General features: G+C 48.3%; 14 protein-coding genes and 1 pseudogene. 13 read left to right on the forward strand and 2 right to left on the reverse strand.

All coding sequences use genetic code 11. The features are described from left to right. The 3 genes from Q0101_RS01205 to tgt all read left to right on the forward strand — a co-directional run bounded on the left by Q0101_RS01205 (position 1) and on the right by tgt (position 4,048). Positions 1 to 2,082 (forward strand): heavy metal translocating P-type ATPase, encoded by a 2,082-nt coding sequence (locus Q0101_RS01205; RefSeq protein ID WP_297941555.1) that lies wholly within the window; start codon positions 1 to 3, stop codon positions 2,080 to 2,082. After that, the gene (locus Q0101_RS01210; RefSeq protein ID WP_297941556.1) at positions 2,072 to 2,416 is read left to right on the forward strand and encodes a hypothetical protein; all 345 of its coding nucleotides are present in this window, start codon (positions 2,072 to 2,074) and stop codon (positions 2,414 to 2,416) included. The genes Q0101_RS01205 and Q0101_RS01210 overlap by 11 nt, the downstream gene beginning before the upstream one ends. Before the next feature lie 465 nt (positions 2,417 to 2,881). Continuing rightward, the gene (gene tgt, locus Q0101_RS01215; protein WP_297941557.1) at positions 2,882 to 4,048 is read left to right on the forward strand and encodes a tRNA guanosine(34) transglycosylase Tgt; all 1,167 of its coding nucleotides are present in this window, start codon (positions 2,882 to 2,884) and stop codon (positions 4,046 to 4,048) included. A 687-nt stretch (positions 4,049 to 4,735) separates the two neighbouring features. On the opposite strand, the gene Q0101_RS01220 is transcribed toward tgt, so the two are convergent. Together Q0101_RS01220 and glmS are read right to left on the reverse strand one after the other, a co-directional pair. After that, a complete protein-coding gene (locus Q0101_RS01220; RefSeq protein ID WP_297941558.1) occupies positions 4,736 to 5,869 on the reverse strand; it encodes a hypothetical protein in 1,134 nt (377 codons plus the stop codon). A 60-nt stretch (positions 5,870 to 5,929) separates the two neighbouring features. Then, positions 5,930 to 7,747, reverse strand: a complete 1,818-nt coding sequence (gene glmS, locus Q0101_RS01225; RefSeq protein WP_297941559.1) for a glutamine--fructose-6-phosphate transaminase (isomerizing) — start codon at positions 7,745 to 7,747, stop codon at positions 5,930 to 5,932. 141 nt (positions 7,748 to 7,888) lie between these two features. Between glmS and mqnE the strand changes: the two genes are divergently transcribed. From mqnE to Q0101_RS01275, 10 genes and pseudogenes are all read left to right on the forward strand, one after another. Next, positions 7,889 to 8,971, forward strand: a complete 1,083-nt coding sequence (gene mqnE, locus Q0101_RS01230; RefSeq protein WP_297941560.1) for an aminofutalosine synthase MqnE — start codon at positions 7,889 to 7,891, stop codon at positions 8,969 to 8,971. A gap of 18 nt (positions 8,972 to 8,989) precedes the next feature. Further along, complete coding sequence (locus Q0101_RS01235) at positions 8,990 to 10,285, forward strand: NCS2 family permease (RefSeq protein ID WP_297941562.1); 1,296 nt, start codon at positions 8,990 to 8,992, stop codon at positions 10,283 to 10,285. A gap of 15 nt (positions 10,286 to 10,300) precedes the next feature. After that, positions 10,301 to 10,750, forward strand: a complete 450-nt coding sequence (locus tag Q0101_RS01240) for a phosphoribosyltransferase (protein ID WP_005871628.1) — start codon at positions 10,301 to 10,303, stop codon at positions 10,748 to 10,750. A gap of 111 nt (positions 10,751 to 10,861) precedes the next feature. Continuing rightward, positions 10,862 to 12,088, forward strand: a complete 1,227-nt coding sequence (locus tag Q0101_RS01245; RefSeq protein ID WP_297941563.1) for a hypothetical protein — start codon at positions 10,862 to 10,864, stop codon at positions 12,086 to 12,088. A 27-nt stretch (positions 12,089 to 12,115) separates the two neighbouring features. Then, positions 12,116 to 12,796 (forward strand): type II secretion system protein, encoded by a 681-nt coding sequence (locus tag Q0101_RS01250; RefSeq protein WP_297941565.1) that lies wholly within the window; start codon positions 12,116 to 12,118, stop codon positions 12,794 to 12,796. A 27-nt stretch (positions 12,797 to 12,823) separates the two neighbouring features. Further along, positions 12,824 to 14,821, forward strand: coding sequence for a methionine--tRNA ligase (metG, locus tag Q0101_RS01255; protein WP_297941567.1), 1,998 nt, complete (start codon positions 12,824 to 12,826; stop codon positions 14,819 to 14,821). A gap of 2 nt (positions 14,822 to 14,823) precedes the next feature. Next, on the forward strand, positions 14,824 to 15,654 hold the full coding sequence (locus tag Q0101_RS01260; protein ID WP_297941569.1) for a hypothetical protein: 831 nt from the start codon (positions 14,824 to 14,826) through the stop codon (positions 15,652 to 15,654). Next, positions 15,654 to 16,643, forward strand: coding sequence for a hypothetical protein (locus Q0101_RS01265; RefSeq protein WP_297941571.1), 990 nt, complete (start codon positions 15,654 to 15,656; stop codon positions 16,641 to 16,643). Before Q0101_RS01260 ends, Q0101_RS01265 begins: the two co-directional genes overlap by 1 nt. A 9-nt stretch (positions 16,644 to 16,652) precedes the next feature. After that, on the forward strand, positions 16,653 to 18,488 hold the full coding sequence (locus Q0101_RS01270; protein ID WP_297941572.1) for a menaquinone biosynthesis decarboxylase: 1,836 nt from the start codon (positions 16,653 to 16,655) through the stop codon (positions 18,486 to 18,488). A 133-nt stretch (positions 18,489 to 18,621) separates the two neighbouring features. Next, a pseudogene (locus tag Q0101_RS01275) lies at positions 18,622 to 18,704 on the forward strand (IS1595 family transposase); the annotation flags it as partial.

Here is an 18,704-nt window from a genome sequence, read left to right on the forward strand (position 1 = left end):
ATGCAAAATTTTAAAATTTTACATGAGACCAAAACTAGACTACGCATAAAGGTCGCGGGCTTTAAAGGGCTTGATACGAGCGCGTTGCAAAAAGCTGCTGCGAGGCTTGAAGGCGTAACTGAAGCTAGATTTAACGCTAAAATCGGCTCTTTGATCCTTAGGCTTGACGCGGGTGCAAATAAGGCGGGAATTCTAAAGCAACTTGAAGATTTAAATTTAAGCGAGCTAAAATCAATTATCCCCGCTAGCCATAAAAATTTGCCAAGCAAAAACGAATTTATTTTAGCGCTTCTTGCGTTGGGCGGAAATTTAATCTTTCGCACTTCGCCTTTAGCGCGCGCATTTAGCATCGTAGCGTGCGTGCCTATCTTAAAAGAGGGCATTAAAGAAAGCTTTCGTCACGGGCTTACTTCAAAGGGTTTGGAGGCTGCTGCTGTCGGAATTTCTCTCGCGCGCGGAGATATCTTTGCCGCAAACAGTACCAATACGATGCTCGCTCTTGGCGAATACATGGAGGAGAGCACCGTTTATAAAAGCGACGATCTGATCCGCGAGCTCGCCCGCCCGGATATTGCCGAGGCGTGGGTCGAGATAGATCAAAACGGCAAAAAGACCGAGGTTAAAATCGCAACTTCTAAGCTAAAGGTAGGCGATATCGTGGTCGTGGGCGCAGGCGACGTCATAGCCGTGGACGGACACGTCGTAAGCGGCGAAGCGATGATAAATCAAGCCAATATGACGGGTGAATCGGTTGCGGTGAAAAAATCTCGCGGCGATAGCGTGCTAAGCGGTACGATCGTGGAGGAGGGCAGGATCCGTATCTGGGCGGAAAATGTCGGCGAAAACACCTCCACGCAGCGCATCAAGCATTACATCACGGCATCTCTTAACGAGCGCTCCAGCATCGGCATGCATACGACTCACTTAGCCGACAAGCTCGTGCCGGTGACCTTCGGGCTTGCGGGCGCGTCCTATCTGATAAATCGAAATTTTATGAGCGTAGCTTCGGTGCTCCAGGCGGATTACTCTTGCGCGCTTAAGCTGCCTACGCCGGTTGCTTTTAAGTCAAGCATCTCAAAAGCGGGCAAGAACGGGATTTTGATTAAAGGCGCCAAGGCTCTTGAGTCGCTTGCGGCCGCCGACACCTTCGTATTCGATAAGACGGGCACGCTTACGTACGGTAACCTGGAGGTCGCCGAGATCATATCGTTTGACGAGCGCTTCAGTAAAAACGATATTTTAAATTTAACCGCGAGCGCCGAGGAGCATTACTTTCACCCCGTAGCCGAGGCGATCGTGGATGCCGCCAAAAAACACGGCTTTATCCACAAACACCATGACGAGGTGGAATTCGTCGTTGCTCACGGCGTAAAGACCAGTATCGAGGGCAAAAAGCTCATCATCGGCTCGCGCCACTTCCTCGAAGACGACGAGATGATCTCGTTCGCGGCGCACGAAGAGACCATCGATCTTGCGATGCAAAAGGGGCTCGCGCTGCTTTACATCGCATTTGACGGCAGACTTTTAGGCGTCATCGGGCTTAGAGACGAGGTGCGCGCAAATGCCCGCACCGTCATCGCTAGGCTCCGCGAGCTAGGCGTAGAGCAGATCGTCATGCTAAGCGGCGACGTGAAATCAAAAGCCCGCGCCGTAGCCAAAAAGCTCGGCGTAGATCGCTATTACGGCGAGCTGTTGCCGACGCAAAAGACCGAAATCTTAGAGCAGCTAAAAGCTGAGGGGCGGAAGGTAGTCTTCGTGGGCGACGGCATAAACGATGCGCCGAGCCTGATGAAGGCGGACATCGGCATCAGCATGCTAAACGGCGCCGAGATCGCCAAGGCTTCCGCGCAGATCGGGCTTTTGAAAAACGACATCGAGGGTGTCGCGCAGGTAAAGGCGCTGGCCAACGACACGCTGCGGCTCGTAAATCGAAATTTCAACGCCACCGTGGGGATAAATTCGATCATTTTATTTTTGGCGACCTTCGGCGCGCTAAGTCCTGTAGCTACGGCGCTGCTGCATAACGGCACGACGATTGGGCTACTACTAAATTCCATTAAAGGGGTAAAATTTGAGCATTGAAGATAAAATTTTGGATCTAAACTTTCAGCGCAAAGCGGCTAAAGTGACGCTCGGAGTGAGTATGGGTATCACGGCTCTAACCGCGCTAAATATGAACTCGCGCATGTCGCAGCTGCATAAAATTTCCGGCATAGTGATGCTGGGATGCGCGATCTGGCACGCTAGCCTTTACGGCTCACCGTACAGCGAGTTTTTGCAAAATAGAAAAGCAAAGAGCAGGGGCAGAAAGAGATCCATAGCAAATTTAGCTTTGGAAAATCTGCCGGACGGCAAAAGCACGCCTGCAAAAAGTGCGCCCGCGAAAAGAAAGCCTCGCACGCGCAAAAGCGCCTAGCGGCATAGTGCGTCGCGGCTTTTGAAAGTGCAAAGAAACTCTAAAACCTATCAGCGCATCGCTTCCTAAGTGCGAATCGCCAAAAGTTTTTAAGTGCAAAGATAAACTCTAAAACCGCTAATTTTATCTAGACGCAGTCGCCGAATAAAACGTCGCAAGCAGTGAAATTTGCGCCGTTCGCGACTAATTTATAATCAATAATCTCTCACTTCGTAAATTTAAGCGATATTTGTATTTTTAAATTATGCGGTTATAACTTCGCTTGTAAATTTTACATTTAGCGGCTGTGTCGGTCGCTAGCTACCGAAATTTTAATCCGTAAACGCATCATAATATCCTTTAAATTTTTTCACCCGCCTTTACCTGCCGCAAATTTAAATTTCGCTACAATCGCTTTTTAAAATTTTGCGCCGAATGTGCGTAAAGAGGCTAAAAAGCCAAAAAAGCTAAATTTAAAGGATCAAGATGGATTTTAAGATAGACGCCGCAGACGGCGCGGCGCGCGCCTGCACGATCCGCACGGCGCATAGCACGATCCGCACCCCCGTTTTTATGCCGGTCGGCACCGTGGGCGCGGTCAAAGCGCTCGATGCGACGGACGTAGAGCAGCTCCTGGGCGCACAGATCATCCTTGCTAACACCTATCATATGTATCTGCGTCCGGGCTCGCGGGTAGTGGCGGAGTTCGGCGGGCTGCACGGATTTACGAAGTTTTCCCGCAGCTTTTTGACCGACAGCGGCGGCTTTCAGGCTTTTAGCCTGCGCGCAAACACCAAAAAAGATGAGGGCGGCATAAAATTTAAAAGCCACATCGACGGCAGCACGCATTATTTCACGCCGCGCTCGGTGCTGGATACGCAGTATGAGCTAAACTCCGATATTATGATGATTTTAGACGACTTAGTGGAGCTGCCGCGCGAGCCGGGCGCACTTAGCAGCGATGATAGATCGAGGCTTAAAAAGCGTATCGATCTAAGCGTCGCGCGCACGATAAAATGGGCTCGCGAGGCGATAGATTATCACGAGGCCATGAAATCTCGCGGCCTGCACGCGCATCAAAATATCTTCGGTATCATCCAAGGCGGCACCGACCCGCAGGCGCGCAAATTTTGCGCCGAAGCGCTGTGCGAGATGAGCTTCGACGGGCTTGCGATCGGAGGGCTTAGCGTGGGCGAGAAAAACGAGCTGATGTACGACACGGTAGAGGCCATGATGCCATACGTCGATGCGGCGCGACCGCGATATTTGATGGGGGTCGGCACGCCCGAGGATCTCGTCGAAAACGTCGCTCGCGGCGTGGATATGTTCGACTGCGTGATGCCTACGCGCAACGCCCGCAACGGCACGCTATTTACGAGCTTCGGCAAGATCAGCATCAAAAACGCAGGCTTTATCAGCGATCACGATCCGATCGATCCGCACTGCGACTGCTACACGTGCAAGCGCTTCAGCCGCGGCTACCTAAATCATCTATTTCGCGCGCGAGAGCTTAGCTTTTACCGCCTTGCTAGCATTCACAATCTGCATTATTACCTGCGCCTTGCTGCGGATATGAGGGAGGCGATAATGTGCGGGCGGTTTGCCGAGTTTAGGCAGGAATTCTACGTCGCACGAAACGGGGCGCGAGATTAAATTTCAGCAGGCGAGGGCGCGGATTTAGCGCGATAGTTAAATTTAGCTGCGGTGACTGATGAAATTTTATACGGCGCGCGGACGGCTAAATTTAAACGTGACAAAATTTGGGCAGTGAAATTTTAAGAGCTGCGTAGCGTGGAGCTTGTAGCTTTAAATTTGATTTGAATTCTGAGCTTAGGCTTTCGTATCGATTAGAATTTTATTTCGGCAAAATTTTATTATGATATAGTTATGTCTTGGAATTTCGCCGTAGAATGCGATGTGAAATTTGGCTTTGAATTTTGCGCTGAATTGCGTGGATAAAATTCTGCGTCGATATGTGCTGAGCGCGCGAGATTTAAAGATGGAATTTAGCGGTAGGATTTTACAGACGCGATGTAAAATTGCTATGGCTTTTGTCAAATAAAAGGGAACATTGCATCGAAAGTTCACAGGCACACTGGTATTTTTGTAAGCCGTGCGTTAACGCGTATAAAAGACATATATTGCTTTATGGTATGATCTACGCCTAAAATTATGGAATTTTATTGCGATAAAATTTCAATGCGGTAGAATTTTACTTTGATAAAGTTCAAATCCCCGCTAAATTCTGTCTTCGTGCTAAATTTTGCGATGAAATTTTGAGCAGAATTCTATCATAGTAGAATTTCATCGTAACTAAATCTGCGGCAAAATTTTGTAAAATTATTTTTTAATCCGCCTTAGCATACAAAATCCAAGGAAATAAAGCGGCGACATAACGATAAAAATTATGATGTATCTCCACGCTGTGCTCGCAAAAAATAGCCCCGTAAGCTCCATAAATTTCATCGACGCGCCAGTATAGCGGTCGCCGATGCCGATGAAAATAATAGCCGCGAGCTCTACAAGCAGTGCGGGAGCAAATAGGATTGAGCCTGCGGTTTTGAAAAACATAAACGCAAATGCCTTGAACTTATAATAAAACGAAATGAGCCCAAGTCCGATCACGCCACAGATGAAAAACTGCTCGAACTCATCTAGCCCCAGGCTCTTATCCTGTAGGATCGTAGAGATGACGCACAGGATGATAAAGACGTTGTAATTCGCCATTTGATGCATCGGGTATTGATCGTGCGTCGCTATGGAGAGTAGGTTTATCGCGCGGTTAAGCGGCAGCAGATAAAATAGCGCAAAACTAAGGAAAATCAGCAGATCCATTACCATATAAACCGTGTCTTGATTGACGTAGTCTTGGATCTGCGAAAAAGATAGAAATATGCTTGCGATTTGCGAGCGGAATATCAAAATAATGACTATCGGCGCTATGGGCAGGATTATGGATTTAAGCCCTTCCTTGCGGATAGATGAAGTATAAATTTTACTCTCGACGCTTTGCGTAGTGCGCAGATCGTCTGTTTGGACGAACTCAAATCCAAAGAATTTCGGTTTTTTTGCACTCGCAGGCTTAGCTTTACGGTTAAATTTAAAATTATTAAATTTTTTTGCGACCTTCGCTTCTTTTACGGCGGATTTATCCTCTGCGATATTTTCGGTGGAGCTTTGAAAGGATGGCGCTTCGGATACATTGTTTTCTGCGGAATTCTTATCACCAAAAATTTCATCGTTTTGCTTTGCAGATTCTTTTGGCTGTGGGGCTACTTTTTGCGCTATGCGGTCTTTGGATTTAGAGCCCTCGACGCGCTTTATATTTATCGCGCTGGATGCTAGCGTGTCGAAGCTTACCTCATCGCCGTCGGTTAGGCTAGGATCGCGCTCGCCTAGCATTTCGTAGCTATACTCGACCCCGCCCGTGGCGACTATGACATTTTCACCTCTGATAAATCCGATAAGTCTCATATACTAACATTCCCCGATTTTTTAATGAGAAATATTAGTCAAAATGAACTTAAAAAACGATTATTCTACGGTTACGCTTTTGGCTAAATTTCTCGGCATATCCACGTCGTTGCCAAGTCTGACGGAGATTTCAAGAGCTAGAATTTGTAAAATTATCATCATCTCAAAAAACTCGCTCATCGCGTGGTTTTGCTCGCTCGTTTTGATAAAATCATCCGCGATCTCGGGCTCTTCGGGACTGATAGCTAAAATATACGCATCGCGCGCGGCAAGCTCTTCGACATTGCTTTTCGTTTTTTCGTAGAGCAAATGCTTTGGCATCAGCGCAACCGTAAAGAGATTAGAATCGGCAAGCGCGATCGGTCCGTGCTTCATCTCGCCGCTCGGATAGCCCTCGGCGTGCAGATAGGAGATCTCTTTGAGCTTGAGTGCGCCCTCAAGAGCGAGCGGATAGAAAATATCGCGACCGATAAAGAAAAAGCCGTGTCCGTGCAGATAGTGCTTACTCATGCGGTAAATTTTATCCTGCAAGCCGTCTTTGATCTTTAAAATTTGCGGGATATGAAGCATCGCCGAAATTTCAGCGGAATTCATGCGCGCCGAGATGACTTCGCGCAGATTTGCAAGATACACCACAAACATCCATAGCACCATAACCTGCGTCGCAAAAGCCTTCGTAGATGCCACACCCTTTTCGATACCCGCGCGAGTTAGGATCACGCTGCCTGCCATGCGCACGATCGAGCTGTTATCGACGTTACAGATCGCAAGCGTCCTAAGACCGGCTTTTTTAGCGATATGCAGCGCCTCTAAGGTGTCGGCTGTCTCACCGCTTTGCGAAATCACGATAAAAAGGGAATTTTTATTCAAAAACGGTTCTTTATAGCGGAATTCGCTAGCAACTTCCACTTTTGTGCGGATTTTAGCGATGCGCTCGAAAAGATACGAACTTACGAGCGCGGCGTGATAGCTCGTACCGCAGGCGCATAATACGACCTCGTCGATGCCCTCAAACATCGCCGGATCAAGCTCATCAAATTTTATCTTGCCGCCCTTTATTACGCGCCCCATCATCGCTTCGGTTACGACTTGCGCTTGCTCGTAAATTTCTTTTTCCATAAAAAATCTAAAGCCCTCTTTTTGCGCGTAGCCTTTATCCTTCGGAAGCTCACTAAAGGCGCAATTATGCGGTTTAGAGTTTTTAAAAATGTCTATTTGTCCGAGCTTGGCAACGCCGTAAATTTGATCGTCCAGATACGCAGCAGTATTCGCAAGCCCGATGAGGGGGGCGTCTGAGGAGCTAAAGAAAATTTCGTTTTTATCGTTTTTTGCGACGATCAGCGGAGCTGCGTTTTTAGCAAAGAAAATTTCACCGGGTGCTGCTTTCGTGATTAAAAGCGTTGCGTATGCGCCTTTTAGCCGTTTAATTGTGGCTTCATATGCCTTAAACGCATCGTTTGTCGCCTTGAAATTTTTCTCGAAAAGATGCACGATCACCTCGGTGTCGGTCTGGCTTAAAAATTTCACGCCGTCCGCTTCGAGCTCGTCTTTTAGCTCGGCGTAGTTTTCGATGATGCCGTTGTGTACGACGAAGCTAAAATCTCCAAAATGCGGGTGTGCGTTAAGCTCGGTCGGCTTTCCGTGCGTCGCCCAGCGAGTGTGTCCGATCGCGACGCCAAAGCCGCTGCTTTGGTAATCTTTCATCTTATCTTCCAGATTATTCAGCTTGCCGACCGCTTTGAAATACTTTATGTTGGCGCTCTCGTCCATCACGGCAAGGCCCGCGCTGTCGTATCCTCGATATTCGAGTTCCTTCAGTCCGTTTATTATGATTTTTTTCTTTTCGGCGTTTCCTATGTAGCCTACGATTCCACACATTTTGCTTTCCTTGTTTAAAATTTGGCGCCCATTTTACTACGCTATTTTAAATTAACGAAATTCGGCTCTAAATTTAGTCCGCTTATCCGTTTTGTAAGCAAAAAATTATATAATTAGCACAAAATTTGGCTTGGGAAATCGATGGAAATTTTAGAAAAACTACAAAGCGGCGAGAGATTAAATTACGAAGACGGCGTGAAATTATGGGATTTGGACCTTTTCGATCTGGGCAAATTCGCCTTTAAAATTCGCAAAGAAAAAAACGGTAAAAACGTCTATTTCAACGCAAATCGTCATATCAATCCTTCAAATTTATGCGCAGATACCTGTAAATTTTGCGCATTTTCGGCGCACCGCAAAAATCAAAACGCCTACACGATGAGCGATGATGAGATCATGCGTATCGTGGATGAGACCGTAGCGCGCGGCACGAAGGAGATTCATATCGTAAGCTCGCACAATCCATTCGTTACGCCGCAGCAATATTTGGGAATTTTTAAAGCGATAAAGCAAAAATATCCGCTTGTGCATATCAAAGCGATGACCGCGGCGGAAATCGATTACTGGCGGCGAAAGTGGAAGATGAGCTACGAGGAGACGATAGAGCTGATGATGCAAAGCGGCGTGGATTCGATGCCCGGCGGCGGCGCCGAAATTTTTGACGAACGGATCAGGGATCAAATTTGCAAAGGCAAGGTCTCAAGCGAGCAGTGGCTACGTATCCACTCGCTGTGGCATGCGCGCGGGCGTCAGAGCAACGCCACGATGCTCTTTGGCCATATCGAAAGCCGCGCTCACCGCATCGATCACATCTTGCGCATCCGCGCGCTGCAAGATGAGAGCCTAGCTCGCGCTAACGGCGGCGGTTTCAACGCCTTCATCCCGCTCGTGTATCAGCGCGAGAACAACTACCTGGACGTTAAGGGCTTTTTGGGCTCGGTCGAAATTTTAAAAACGATCGCGATTAGTAGAATTCTGCTCGACAACGTCGCGCATATCAAGGCGTATTGGGCGACTTCGACGTTAAATTTGGCTCTTGTAGCGCAGGATTTCGGCGCGGACGATCTTGACGGCACGATCGAGAACGAAAGCATTCAAAGCAGCGCCGGCGCCGGTAGCAAAAAAGGGCAGAGCAAGCGCGATTTTATCGATATGATCGGCACTGCAGGTTTCGTGCCCGTAGAGCGCGACAGCTTGTATAATCAAATCGAAATTTACGAATAAATTCTAAAGGAGGAGCAAGTGGAGAAATTCTTTCATCTCGCCGCCGCGAAAACGTCGGTAAGGCAGGAGCTTATCGCGGGACTTACTACGTTTTTGGCGATGATTTACATTGTGCCCGTGAATGCAAATATTATGAGTATTGCAGGTATGCCGTTTGATGCGCTGGTTACGGCAACCGCGCTTATTACGATAATCGCGACACTATTTAATGGGCTCTTTGCAAATACCCCCGTCGCGCTTAGCGTCGGCATGGGGCTAAATGCGTATTTTACCTTTGCGTTGTGCGTGGATGCGAAGATGCCGTGGCAGAGTGCACTTGGCATCGTAGCGATAAGCGGGGCGCTTTTTACCGTGCTTTCGTTTACGAACTTTCGCGTTTGGGTTATCAAATCTATCCCACTTGATCTGCGTCGCGCCATAAGCGCGGGTATCGGCGCTTTTATCTGCTTCATCGGACTTAAGCAGATGGGCGTCATCGCGCCTAGTCAGGCGACGCTAGTAACTTTAGGAAATTTAAAAGATCTAAACGTTTTGCTTGGAATTTTAGGCTTAGCGGTCGTGCTGGTGCTTTTTGTGCTTAGAATCAAGGCGGCGTTTATCTTAAGCATTTTGATTACTTCGTGCGTTGCGTGGGTGGCTGGAATTTCGCCCGCACCGCATGGCATAGTAAGCGCGCCAAGCGGCATAACGCCGATATTTGCTAAGCTAGATATCTCCGGAGCGCTAAAGCTTGCGTTCGTGCCTTTTATAATTACATTTTTCGTTACGCATCTATTCGATAGCATCGGCACTCTAACTGGCGTGGGAAACCGCGCAGGACTTTTTGGAGAGAATAGCAAAGACGGCATGAAAAAATTATCTAGAAATTTAACCTCCGATGCGATAGGTAGCGTCGCAGGCGCCGTTATAGGAACGAGCACGGTTACTGCATTTGCCGAGAGCGCCAGCGGCGTGGAGGCGGGCGGCCGCACGGGGCTTACCGCGGTATTTTGCGCTATGTTTTTCGTGCTGACGCTGTTTATGCTGCCGCTATTTAAGGCGATCCCTGCAAATGCGATCTATCCGATTCTCGTAATGGTCGGGGTTTTGATGTTTAGCGAGCTTGGCAAGATCGATTATAGCGACGCTGGAATTTTAATCCCCGCGTTTTTCATAGTATTTTTGATGCCTTTTACTTACTCGATCACCAACGGCTTAAGCTTTGGCTTCATCGCATATATCGTAGTTAGACTTGCTCAGCGCAGGATCAAAGATTTAAATTTCGGCGTTTTGACGCTTGGCGCGATTAGCGTTTTAGTATTTTTAATGCATTAAATTTTAAGGAAAGATATGAGATTTTATAGTTTTGACGAGATGGATCGCGACGCAAGAGTTATAGCAAAGCAGGTTAGGGACGAATTTATGCCCGATGCAATCGTGGCGATCGCTAGAGGCGGGCTCACATTCGGTCACGCGCTAGCCAATGCGCTTGATATGCGGACGATATTTTCGATAAATTCCATCCACTACGCAGACACCAAAAAGCTCGACACCATCGACGTTTTCAACGTGCCCGATCTGGAGCTTTACAAACGCGTGCTGCTGGTGGACGATATCATCGACAGCGGCGACAGCATGGTCGAGATCAAGCGCGTGCTGCTGGAGAAATTCCCGCAAATAGAGCTTAAAACCGCGGTGATTTTTTACAAACCTAAGGCGCTTATCCAGCCCGATTTTAAAATTTCAAAGACGGATGAGTGGATAAATTTCTTTTGGGAAAATTATACGATAGAGGAATGAAGCGGCGCCCGGTTAAATTTAGCGGCTAAATTTTAAAAGATTCGGCAGTTTAAATTTTATAAAATTTCAGCCGAAGAATTTAGCCGTAAATTTAAAGTGCCCGCAGCAAGGATGAGAGTGAAGAAGCTTTATCAAAACGAAATTTTCGTGATCTCTATAATGTGCCTATTTCAGGGCATATTTCTGCTTTATGCGATCTCAAATTTAAGCATCAGCTACTACGAAGCCGAAATTTTTTACGATAAAAAATCCCTCGTTTCGCTAATCGCAAATTTAAGCTGCGAAATTTTCGGGCGCAACGACTACGTCTTGCGCATACCGTTTATTTTGATCCACTTCGCAAACGCCGCGATGATCTATAAAATTTCAAAATTTATTCTAAAGCGTCGCTTCGATAGAGTGGTCGCTACGGCGCTATTTATGGCGCTTCCTGCGTCTATGAGTAGCGCGATTTTGCTAAATCCCGCGGGCATCATCGTTTTTTTCACGCTGCTGGCGATCTATTTTGCAAAGAGCGAATACGATATCGCGCTTTTCGTGCTTCTATCCGTTTGCGCCCTGATCGACCGCGCGTTTTTTATGCTATACGTCGGCTTTGGAATTTGGGCGCTTTATACGCGCAAAAAGGAGCTTTTGCTACTTTGCATAGCGCTATTTAGCTTCAGCGTGATTTTTTACGACGTGAGCTCTGAGGGCAAGCCGAAGGGGTATTTTTTAGACACCGTGGGCGTTTTTGCGGGCGCGTTTTCGCCTTTAGTGTTTTTATTTTTCATCTACACTATCTATAGAATTTGGATCAAAGAGGAAAAGAGCCTGCTATGGTTCATCGCTACAAGTGCGCTTTGTCTAACGATGCTTTTTTCTCTAAGACAACGCGTGCCGCTTGAGATGATGCTGCCGTATTGCGTTATCGCTACGCCTCTGATCATTCGGGTTTTATTTAATTCATACCGCGTTAGATTGCCTAAATTTCGCACCTTTCACAAGATCGCCGTGGGTGTAACGCTGGTAAGCTTAGCGGTGAGTTATTTTGCAGTGATTTTTAGCGATGTGATGTATGGGGCGATGTTCGCAAACAAACCGCAGCGGCATTTTATCTATAAATTTGACGTAGCTAGGCAGCTGGCAAGTGAGTTAAAAAATCGTGGAGTAAAAAGCGTAAGCTGTGAGGACGAGAGGCTCTGCCTGCGCCTAAAATTTTACGGACTGCCTAGCGGGGACAGCGCTTTTATCTATGCGGATGAGTCGGAATATGTCTCGGATCATAAAAATTCGATACAAAATATAGATATTTACAAGCGAGGCGTGCGAATTGCGAAATTTTATGTTAAAATATAAACAAAATTTTTATGAAAGGTAAAAATTATGAAAAAAGCATTTACTATGATAGAGCTGATTTTCATCATCGTGGTGGTTGGAATTCTAGCGGCGGTGGCGGTGCCTCAAATCAATCGAAATAGCCTTGTGGAGGCGGCAGATCAAGTAGCTGCTCATATTCGCTATACTCAGCAGCTGGCTATGAATGATAACAAATTCGATCCCGACGATCCGAATTGGTTTAAGAGATTATGGAGGATTCAGTTTCACACAGCAAGCGGTGGAGCAGGCTCGCCGAACGACTTGCGATATACGGTATTTTTTGATAGCACGCCCGTTCCAAGCGGCAATCCGAATTCTTTAAACGATATAGCGATTGATCCACAAAACCCTAATAAATTTTTAACGTCGGGATTTTCGGATCAACCTTTTAATGCTCAAGCCGATAGAATGAATAAAAAGATGAATTTGACCAAAACATATAATATAAGCAATATTCAATTTAGTGGTTGCGGTAATAAGAAGAATCAAACGATCTCTTTTGATTCTTACGGACGCCCTATGGGACAAGTGGTAGGCTCTGCCGTACCCTATGATAGGATGTTTGTAACTCCTTGCGTTATCACACTTACTAATGATGCGGGCGAGCATGCCCTTATTACCATCCAACCCGAGACCGGATATGTAAATTATACTTTGGCTTCCAATACCGGTCCCGGAGGGCAGTAGGATAATCCTACACACTTAAGGAGAATAATGAAAAAATATATAATGACGCCGATTTATTACGTAAACGACGTCCCGCACATCGGCCATGCATACACGACGATCATCGCCGATACTATGGCTAGATTTTACCGCCTGCAAGGACACGAAGTCTTTTTTAAAACGGGCACCGACGAGCACGGTCAAAAGATCGAAGAAGCCGCCGCCAAGCACGGCAAAAGCCCGAAGCAGTACGTAGACGGCGTGAGCGCTAAATTTAAAGACCTGTGGAACGAGTTTGGCATCAGCTACGATATGTTTTCGCGCACTACCGATGCCGCGCACGAGGTGGCGGTGCAAAACGTATTTCGCAAGATGTATGAAAAGGGCGACATTTATAAGGGCGAATACGAGGGCAACTACTGCGTAAGCTGCGAGAGTTTTTTCCCTTCCAATCAGCTGATCGACGGCGAATATTGCCCCGACTGCGGCAAAAAGACTAAAATTTTAAAAGAGGAGAGCTATTTTTTCAGACTTAGCGCCTATGCAGACAGACTTTTAAAATGGTATGAGGACGAAAAGTGCATCCTTCCCCTAGGCAAAAAAAACGAGGTCGTAAGCTTCGTAAAAAGCGGTCTGAAGGATCTTTCGATCACGCGAACGGGCTTTGATTGGGGCGTTAAAATTCCGCCCGAACTGAACGATCCGAAGCACGTGATTTACGTCTGGCTGGACGCGCTGATGGATTATCTTAGTTCGCTCGGATTTTGCGCGGGCGGCGAACGAATGGAGTATTGGAGCGACGCTCTACACATCGTAGGTAAGGACATTTTGCGTTTTCACGCCGTTTATTGGCCTGCGTTTTTGATGAGCCTGGGACTAAATATGCCACGCAGCATCGCAGCTCACGGCTGGTGGACGCGCGACGGCAAAAAGATGAGCAAGAGCCTTGGCAACGTAGTGGATCCGCGTGAGGTCGCAAACGCTTATGGGCTGGAGCAGTTTAGGTATTTTTTGCTACGCGAGGTGCCGTTCGGCCAAGACGGCGATTTTTCGCAAAAAGCGATCATCAACCGCGTAAATTCCGAGCTTGCCAACGAGCTTGGAAATCTACTCAGCCGCATCGTCGGCATGAGCGCGAAATACTCGGACTACGTCATAAATTCCAAAGACGTGATGAAATTTTTCACCGCCGAGATCGAGGAAGCGAACTCCTATCTGAGCGCCGCACTTAACGCGCTTGGGGAGGTCGCTACCAATAGATACTTAGAAGAGCTTTGGAGGGCGCTTGCTCTTGCGAACGCTTCGATCGCAAAATACGAGCCGTGGAATTTGATGAAAAACGGCGAGCAGGCTAAGGCGCTGGCTCTCGTCGCATTGGTTGCAAATATTTTGGCTAAAGTCGCCGTGCTGCTAAGCCCCGCGATGCCGAAGACGGCGGCATGTATCGCGGACACTCTGGGCTTTGAAATAACCACTCCGCTTTATGAGAAGCTAGTGCTGCGGGGTGAAATTTTAGATTTTAAGGCTAAGCCGTGCGAGCCGCTTTTTACCAAGATCGATCACGAGCTAATGCCGAAGGCGGACTACGATAGGCTGGATGGCGCTGCAAATTCCACAAGCTGTTCGGGCGCAGACGCCACGGCAAAAGGCGCACCAAATTTAAACGCAAACGCTTCCGGCTCATGCGCTACCACGCAAGGGGTCCAGGGTGAGACAACCGAAGCTCAAATCAAAATCGACGATTTTAAAAAGTGCGTTATCAAAGTCGGCACGATTTTGGAGTGCGAAAACATAGAGGGCAGCGAGAAGCTGCTGCGATTTATGATCGATTTGGGCGAGGAGAGGCCGCGCCAAATCATAAGCGGTATCGCGAAATTTTACGATCCCGCCGCGCTTGTCGGCAAGCAGATCTGCGTGCTGGCAAATTTAAAACCCGCTAAAATTTTTAAACATAGCAGTGAGGGTATGATTTTGAGCGCCGAGGACGGTAGCCTTACGCTGCTTAGCACTCTCGCGCCCGTAAAAAACGGCGCGATCGTAGGTTAGCGATGAGGGCTTTAGCGCGCAAGGCTTCAAAGCTCGCTATCTACGGCGCGGCTGGGCTCTGCGCGCGGAAAAGCGGCGCTTCAGATAAAATTTTAAAGCTTTGTCGCCGCTGTGGCTTTGCCGCAAAGATCGGTGCAGGCGGGCTTGTATGCGCCACGCCTTTGGCGCTGAAACTCGGCGCTGGGGTTGCTTTAAAATTTGCGGCGCGTAAAATTTTAACGTTTGGCATTTGCGAGCTGTCGAAGTTCGCCGCTTTAAAATGTGCAAAACTCGGCGCACGCGCGGTAGTGCGCTCGTTTTCGCGTACCGATAAGCTTGCGGATGAGCGTTCGAAAAAGCGCGCAAGCGCGGATAGCGAGAATTCTAATACAAGCGCCGCGTCGCGCAGAAAGCGCACGGCAAGCGTTTCTAGCGCGAGCGTTAAAAAGGACGCCTTGCTTTCCAAAAGCGCCTCTGCTAAAAAAAATGCAGCAACAAAAAGCGTGCCTGCAAAAAGATCTCCGCTGGCTAAAAAACCTGTACCTATCGCAAAAACCGCATCGACTGCCAAAAGTATCGCGCCCGCCGCAGCTTCTGTATCTGTTGCAAAATCAGCATCCGTAAAAAGCGCCGCGCAAAATAAAATTTCCGCGCCAAGCGCAAAATGGACACCCGCTAAAAGTGCCTCTCAGAACGCAAAATCTCGCCGTATCGTAAAAAATACTGCCACACCTGCCGTAATCGCCGCAAAAGAAGCCGCCGCATCCGGCGCAAGTTCCGCGTCTACCGCAAAGCAGCTTCGCCGCGCCGTAAAGAGCGCGTCCGCCAAAAGCTCCGCCGCAGGGAAGTCTTAATGGTAAATTTATTAAATTTAACCCGCATCGTAAACGGAACGATGCTAAATAATCCTGCGATCTCCGCGGTCGAGAGTTTTGCGATCGAGCCCGCAAAGGTCGCAAAAAAGGGAGCTTTCATAGCGCTCGGCGCAAACGAGCGCGACGTGCGCACCGCGATCGATAACGGCGCGTACGCGATCATTTTCGATAACAATTTCAAGCCGCTCAACGACGAGATCGCCTTTATCAAGGTTGAAAATTTATGCTCGGCGTTCGTGCGTCTAATAAAATTTTTGGGCGAGACGTGGCGGCACGGCTTCGTGCTGATAAACGAGGTGCAAAGCGAGATCCTGCGCTACACGAGTGTGCCGAAAAATTTGATGTTTGCGCCGCGCAGCAAGGGCGAGCTTTTTATCAGCCTGCTGAATGCCAAGGAGAAAAATACCTACTTCACCACCGATGCTGAGCTTTTGCAAAGCCTCGGTATCTCGCCTGTCACGATCCCTGCGAGCGACGATTTTAGGCTGCTTTACGGCGGCTCGATATTTTACAGTAGCTTCGTTTTCGGCGGGCTTTATTATTCAAATTTAATCTTTCCGCAGCTGTTTTTGCCCGAGCTATGCGGCGTGATCGAGTATCTCTCGCGCAAAAACATACCCTTTAAATTTCAAAACTTAAGCGCATTCGGTCATTTCGAGCCGATTTTTGTGGATAGATTTTTTAACGTTAGCTCGCTTGGCGGAAGCTACCGCGCCTTTATCGCCGAGAGCGATCCTGAGCTTTTTGCGCGCGAGGCGGAGTTTTTGCGGGCGAAATTCCGCGAAAAAATTATCGTCTGCGCCAGCTGGGAGGATCGCCTAGACGGCGTTAAGATCGACTTTCGCTTCAATAAGCTAAGCGCGCTAAAAAGCCTGCCCGAGTTTCACTACGCGCTGGTTTTTGCGGAAAAGAGCGCGATCTTGCAGCTTCTAAATCAAAAACCGCAAGAAAAAAATCTATTTTTTTAAAGGCAGCGGATGCAGAGCTTTAATGAAATTTTAAACGGAAATTTTTGGCTAAAGAGGCTTTACGAAAAGGGGCTATTGCGCGAGGTGAAGGAGCAGATCGGCACCGAGCTTGAGATAGCGCACGCAAGCTATATCGAGGTTAAGCGCGAGCACTCGCAGGCGCTGCTTTTTACGAACGTGCGAAACGCGCAGGGCAAACAGATGCCGCCGGTGCTAACCAATATTTTCGGCTCCTTCGAGGCGTTAAATTTAATCCTCGGTCGCGAACCTGACGAGATCGCCGCCGAGATTGAGGGCCTGCTAAAGCCGAAGCGTCCGCAAAGCTTCGGCGAAAAGCTTGATTTCTTGGCGCACTTAATCTCGCTGCGTAAAATTTTTGTAAAGCGTCTTAGTGGTCGCGGAGAGTGCCAGCAGGTCGCGCATCTGAGCGCCGATGTCGATCTTGGCGAGCTTCCTGTGCTTAAGACCTGGGAGAATGATGGCGGCGCGTTTATCACGATGGGGCAGGTCTATACGAAGGATCTGAACTCGCAAACGCAAAATCTCGGCATGTATCGCCTGCAAATTTACGGGCGCGACCGCTTGGGGATGCATTGGCAGATACACAAGGACGGTGCTGGTTTTTTCGACGAATATCGCAAAGCTGGGCGCAAGATGCCCGTATCCGTGGCGATCGGCGGCGATCCGCTCTATATCTGGTGCGGTCAGGCGCCGCTGCCAAAGGGGATTTTTGAGCTGCTACTTTACGGCTTCATCCGCCGCAGCCCCGCTCGCCTCGTAAAATCGCTTACGAATGAAATTTACGTTCCCGCGGATGCGGACTACGTGATCGAGGGCTTTGTCGATCCCGCAGTAAGCGAGCCGGAGGGGCCTTTCGGCGATCACACTGGATATTACACGCCGGTAGAACCATTCCCGGTGATGGAGGTTAGCGCGATCACGCACAAGCGCGCGCCCATATTTCACGCTACCGTCGTGGGCAAGCCGCCGCTTGAGGATAAATTTATGGGGTACGCGACCGAGCGGATCTTTTTGCCGCTGTTTCGCACGAGCGCGCCCGATCTGATCGATTATAAAATGCCCGAAAACGGCGTATTTCACAATTTGATTTTGGCTAAGATCGCCGTGCGCTACCCCGCTGCGGCTAAGCAGATCATGCACGCGTTTTGGGGCGTAGGGCAGATGAGCTTCGTAAAACACGCCGTTTTCGTGCCACAGGACGCGCCGAGCTTAGATGAGTACGAGGCGTTTACGAAGTACGTCCTAAACCGCATAGGCGCGCGCAGCCTCGTTTTTAGCGAGGGGGTGTGCGATCAGCTAGATCACGCAAGCCCGAACTCCTGCTTCGGCGGTAAGCTCGGTATCGATGCGACTGCGGATTTAAGCTCGCAGGCGCCGCAAATTTTAAGCGACGAGGAGCTGCTAGCGAAATTTCAAAGTGAGGAGCCCGCTATTTTGGCGCTTAAGCAACACTTTTGCGATACGAAAAACCCGCTCGTGTTGATAAATATAGACAAAAAAGAGCCCGTAGAGCGTAGCTGGCGGCGGCTTTTGAAATTTAGCGAGAATTTTAAAATTTTGATTTTTACCGATGCGGGGAACGACGCGAGCAACCTCTATATGAGCGTTTGGCGCGTCGTAAACAGCATCGATGCGCTGCGCGACGTGTTTGTGACGCAGGACGATCGAATCTGCATCGACGCTACGAGCAAGCACGAATGGGAGGGTTATACGCGTCGGTGGCCGCAGGAGACGCTATGCAGCCGCGAAGTGGTGGCAGGTCTCATAGAGCGCGGCATCGTGCAGGATGAGCCCGAGCTATTTAAGAAATTTGAAATTTTTTGAGGACGCGGGACGAAACTTCGCGCGGATTTGAAATTTTAAAATTTTACACTCTGATTTTAAGGGCTGCGCGTTAAATTTAAAATAAATTTGGCCCTCTTTAACTTAAGCTCACACAAAGGAGCAGTAAGTTACGATGAGAACTATGAAAAATAAATATATAATTCGTTCCCGAATTTCGGAAAAGAAATTTAGAAAAATTCTAAAGTATTTTGCAGA

Origin of the sequence: uncultured Campylobacter sp. (assembly GCF_937921625.1) — a bacterium.
In the GTDB taxonomy this organism is placed as follows: domain Bacteria; phylum Campylobacterota; class Campylobacteria; order Campylobacterales; family Campylobacteraceae; genus Campylobacter_B.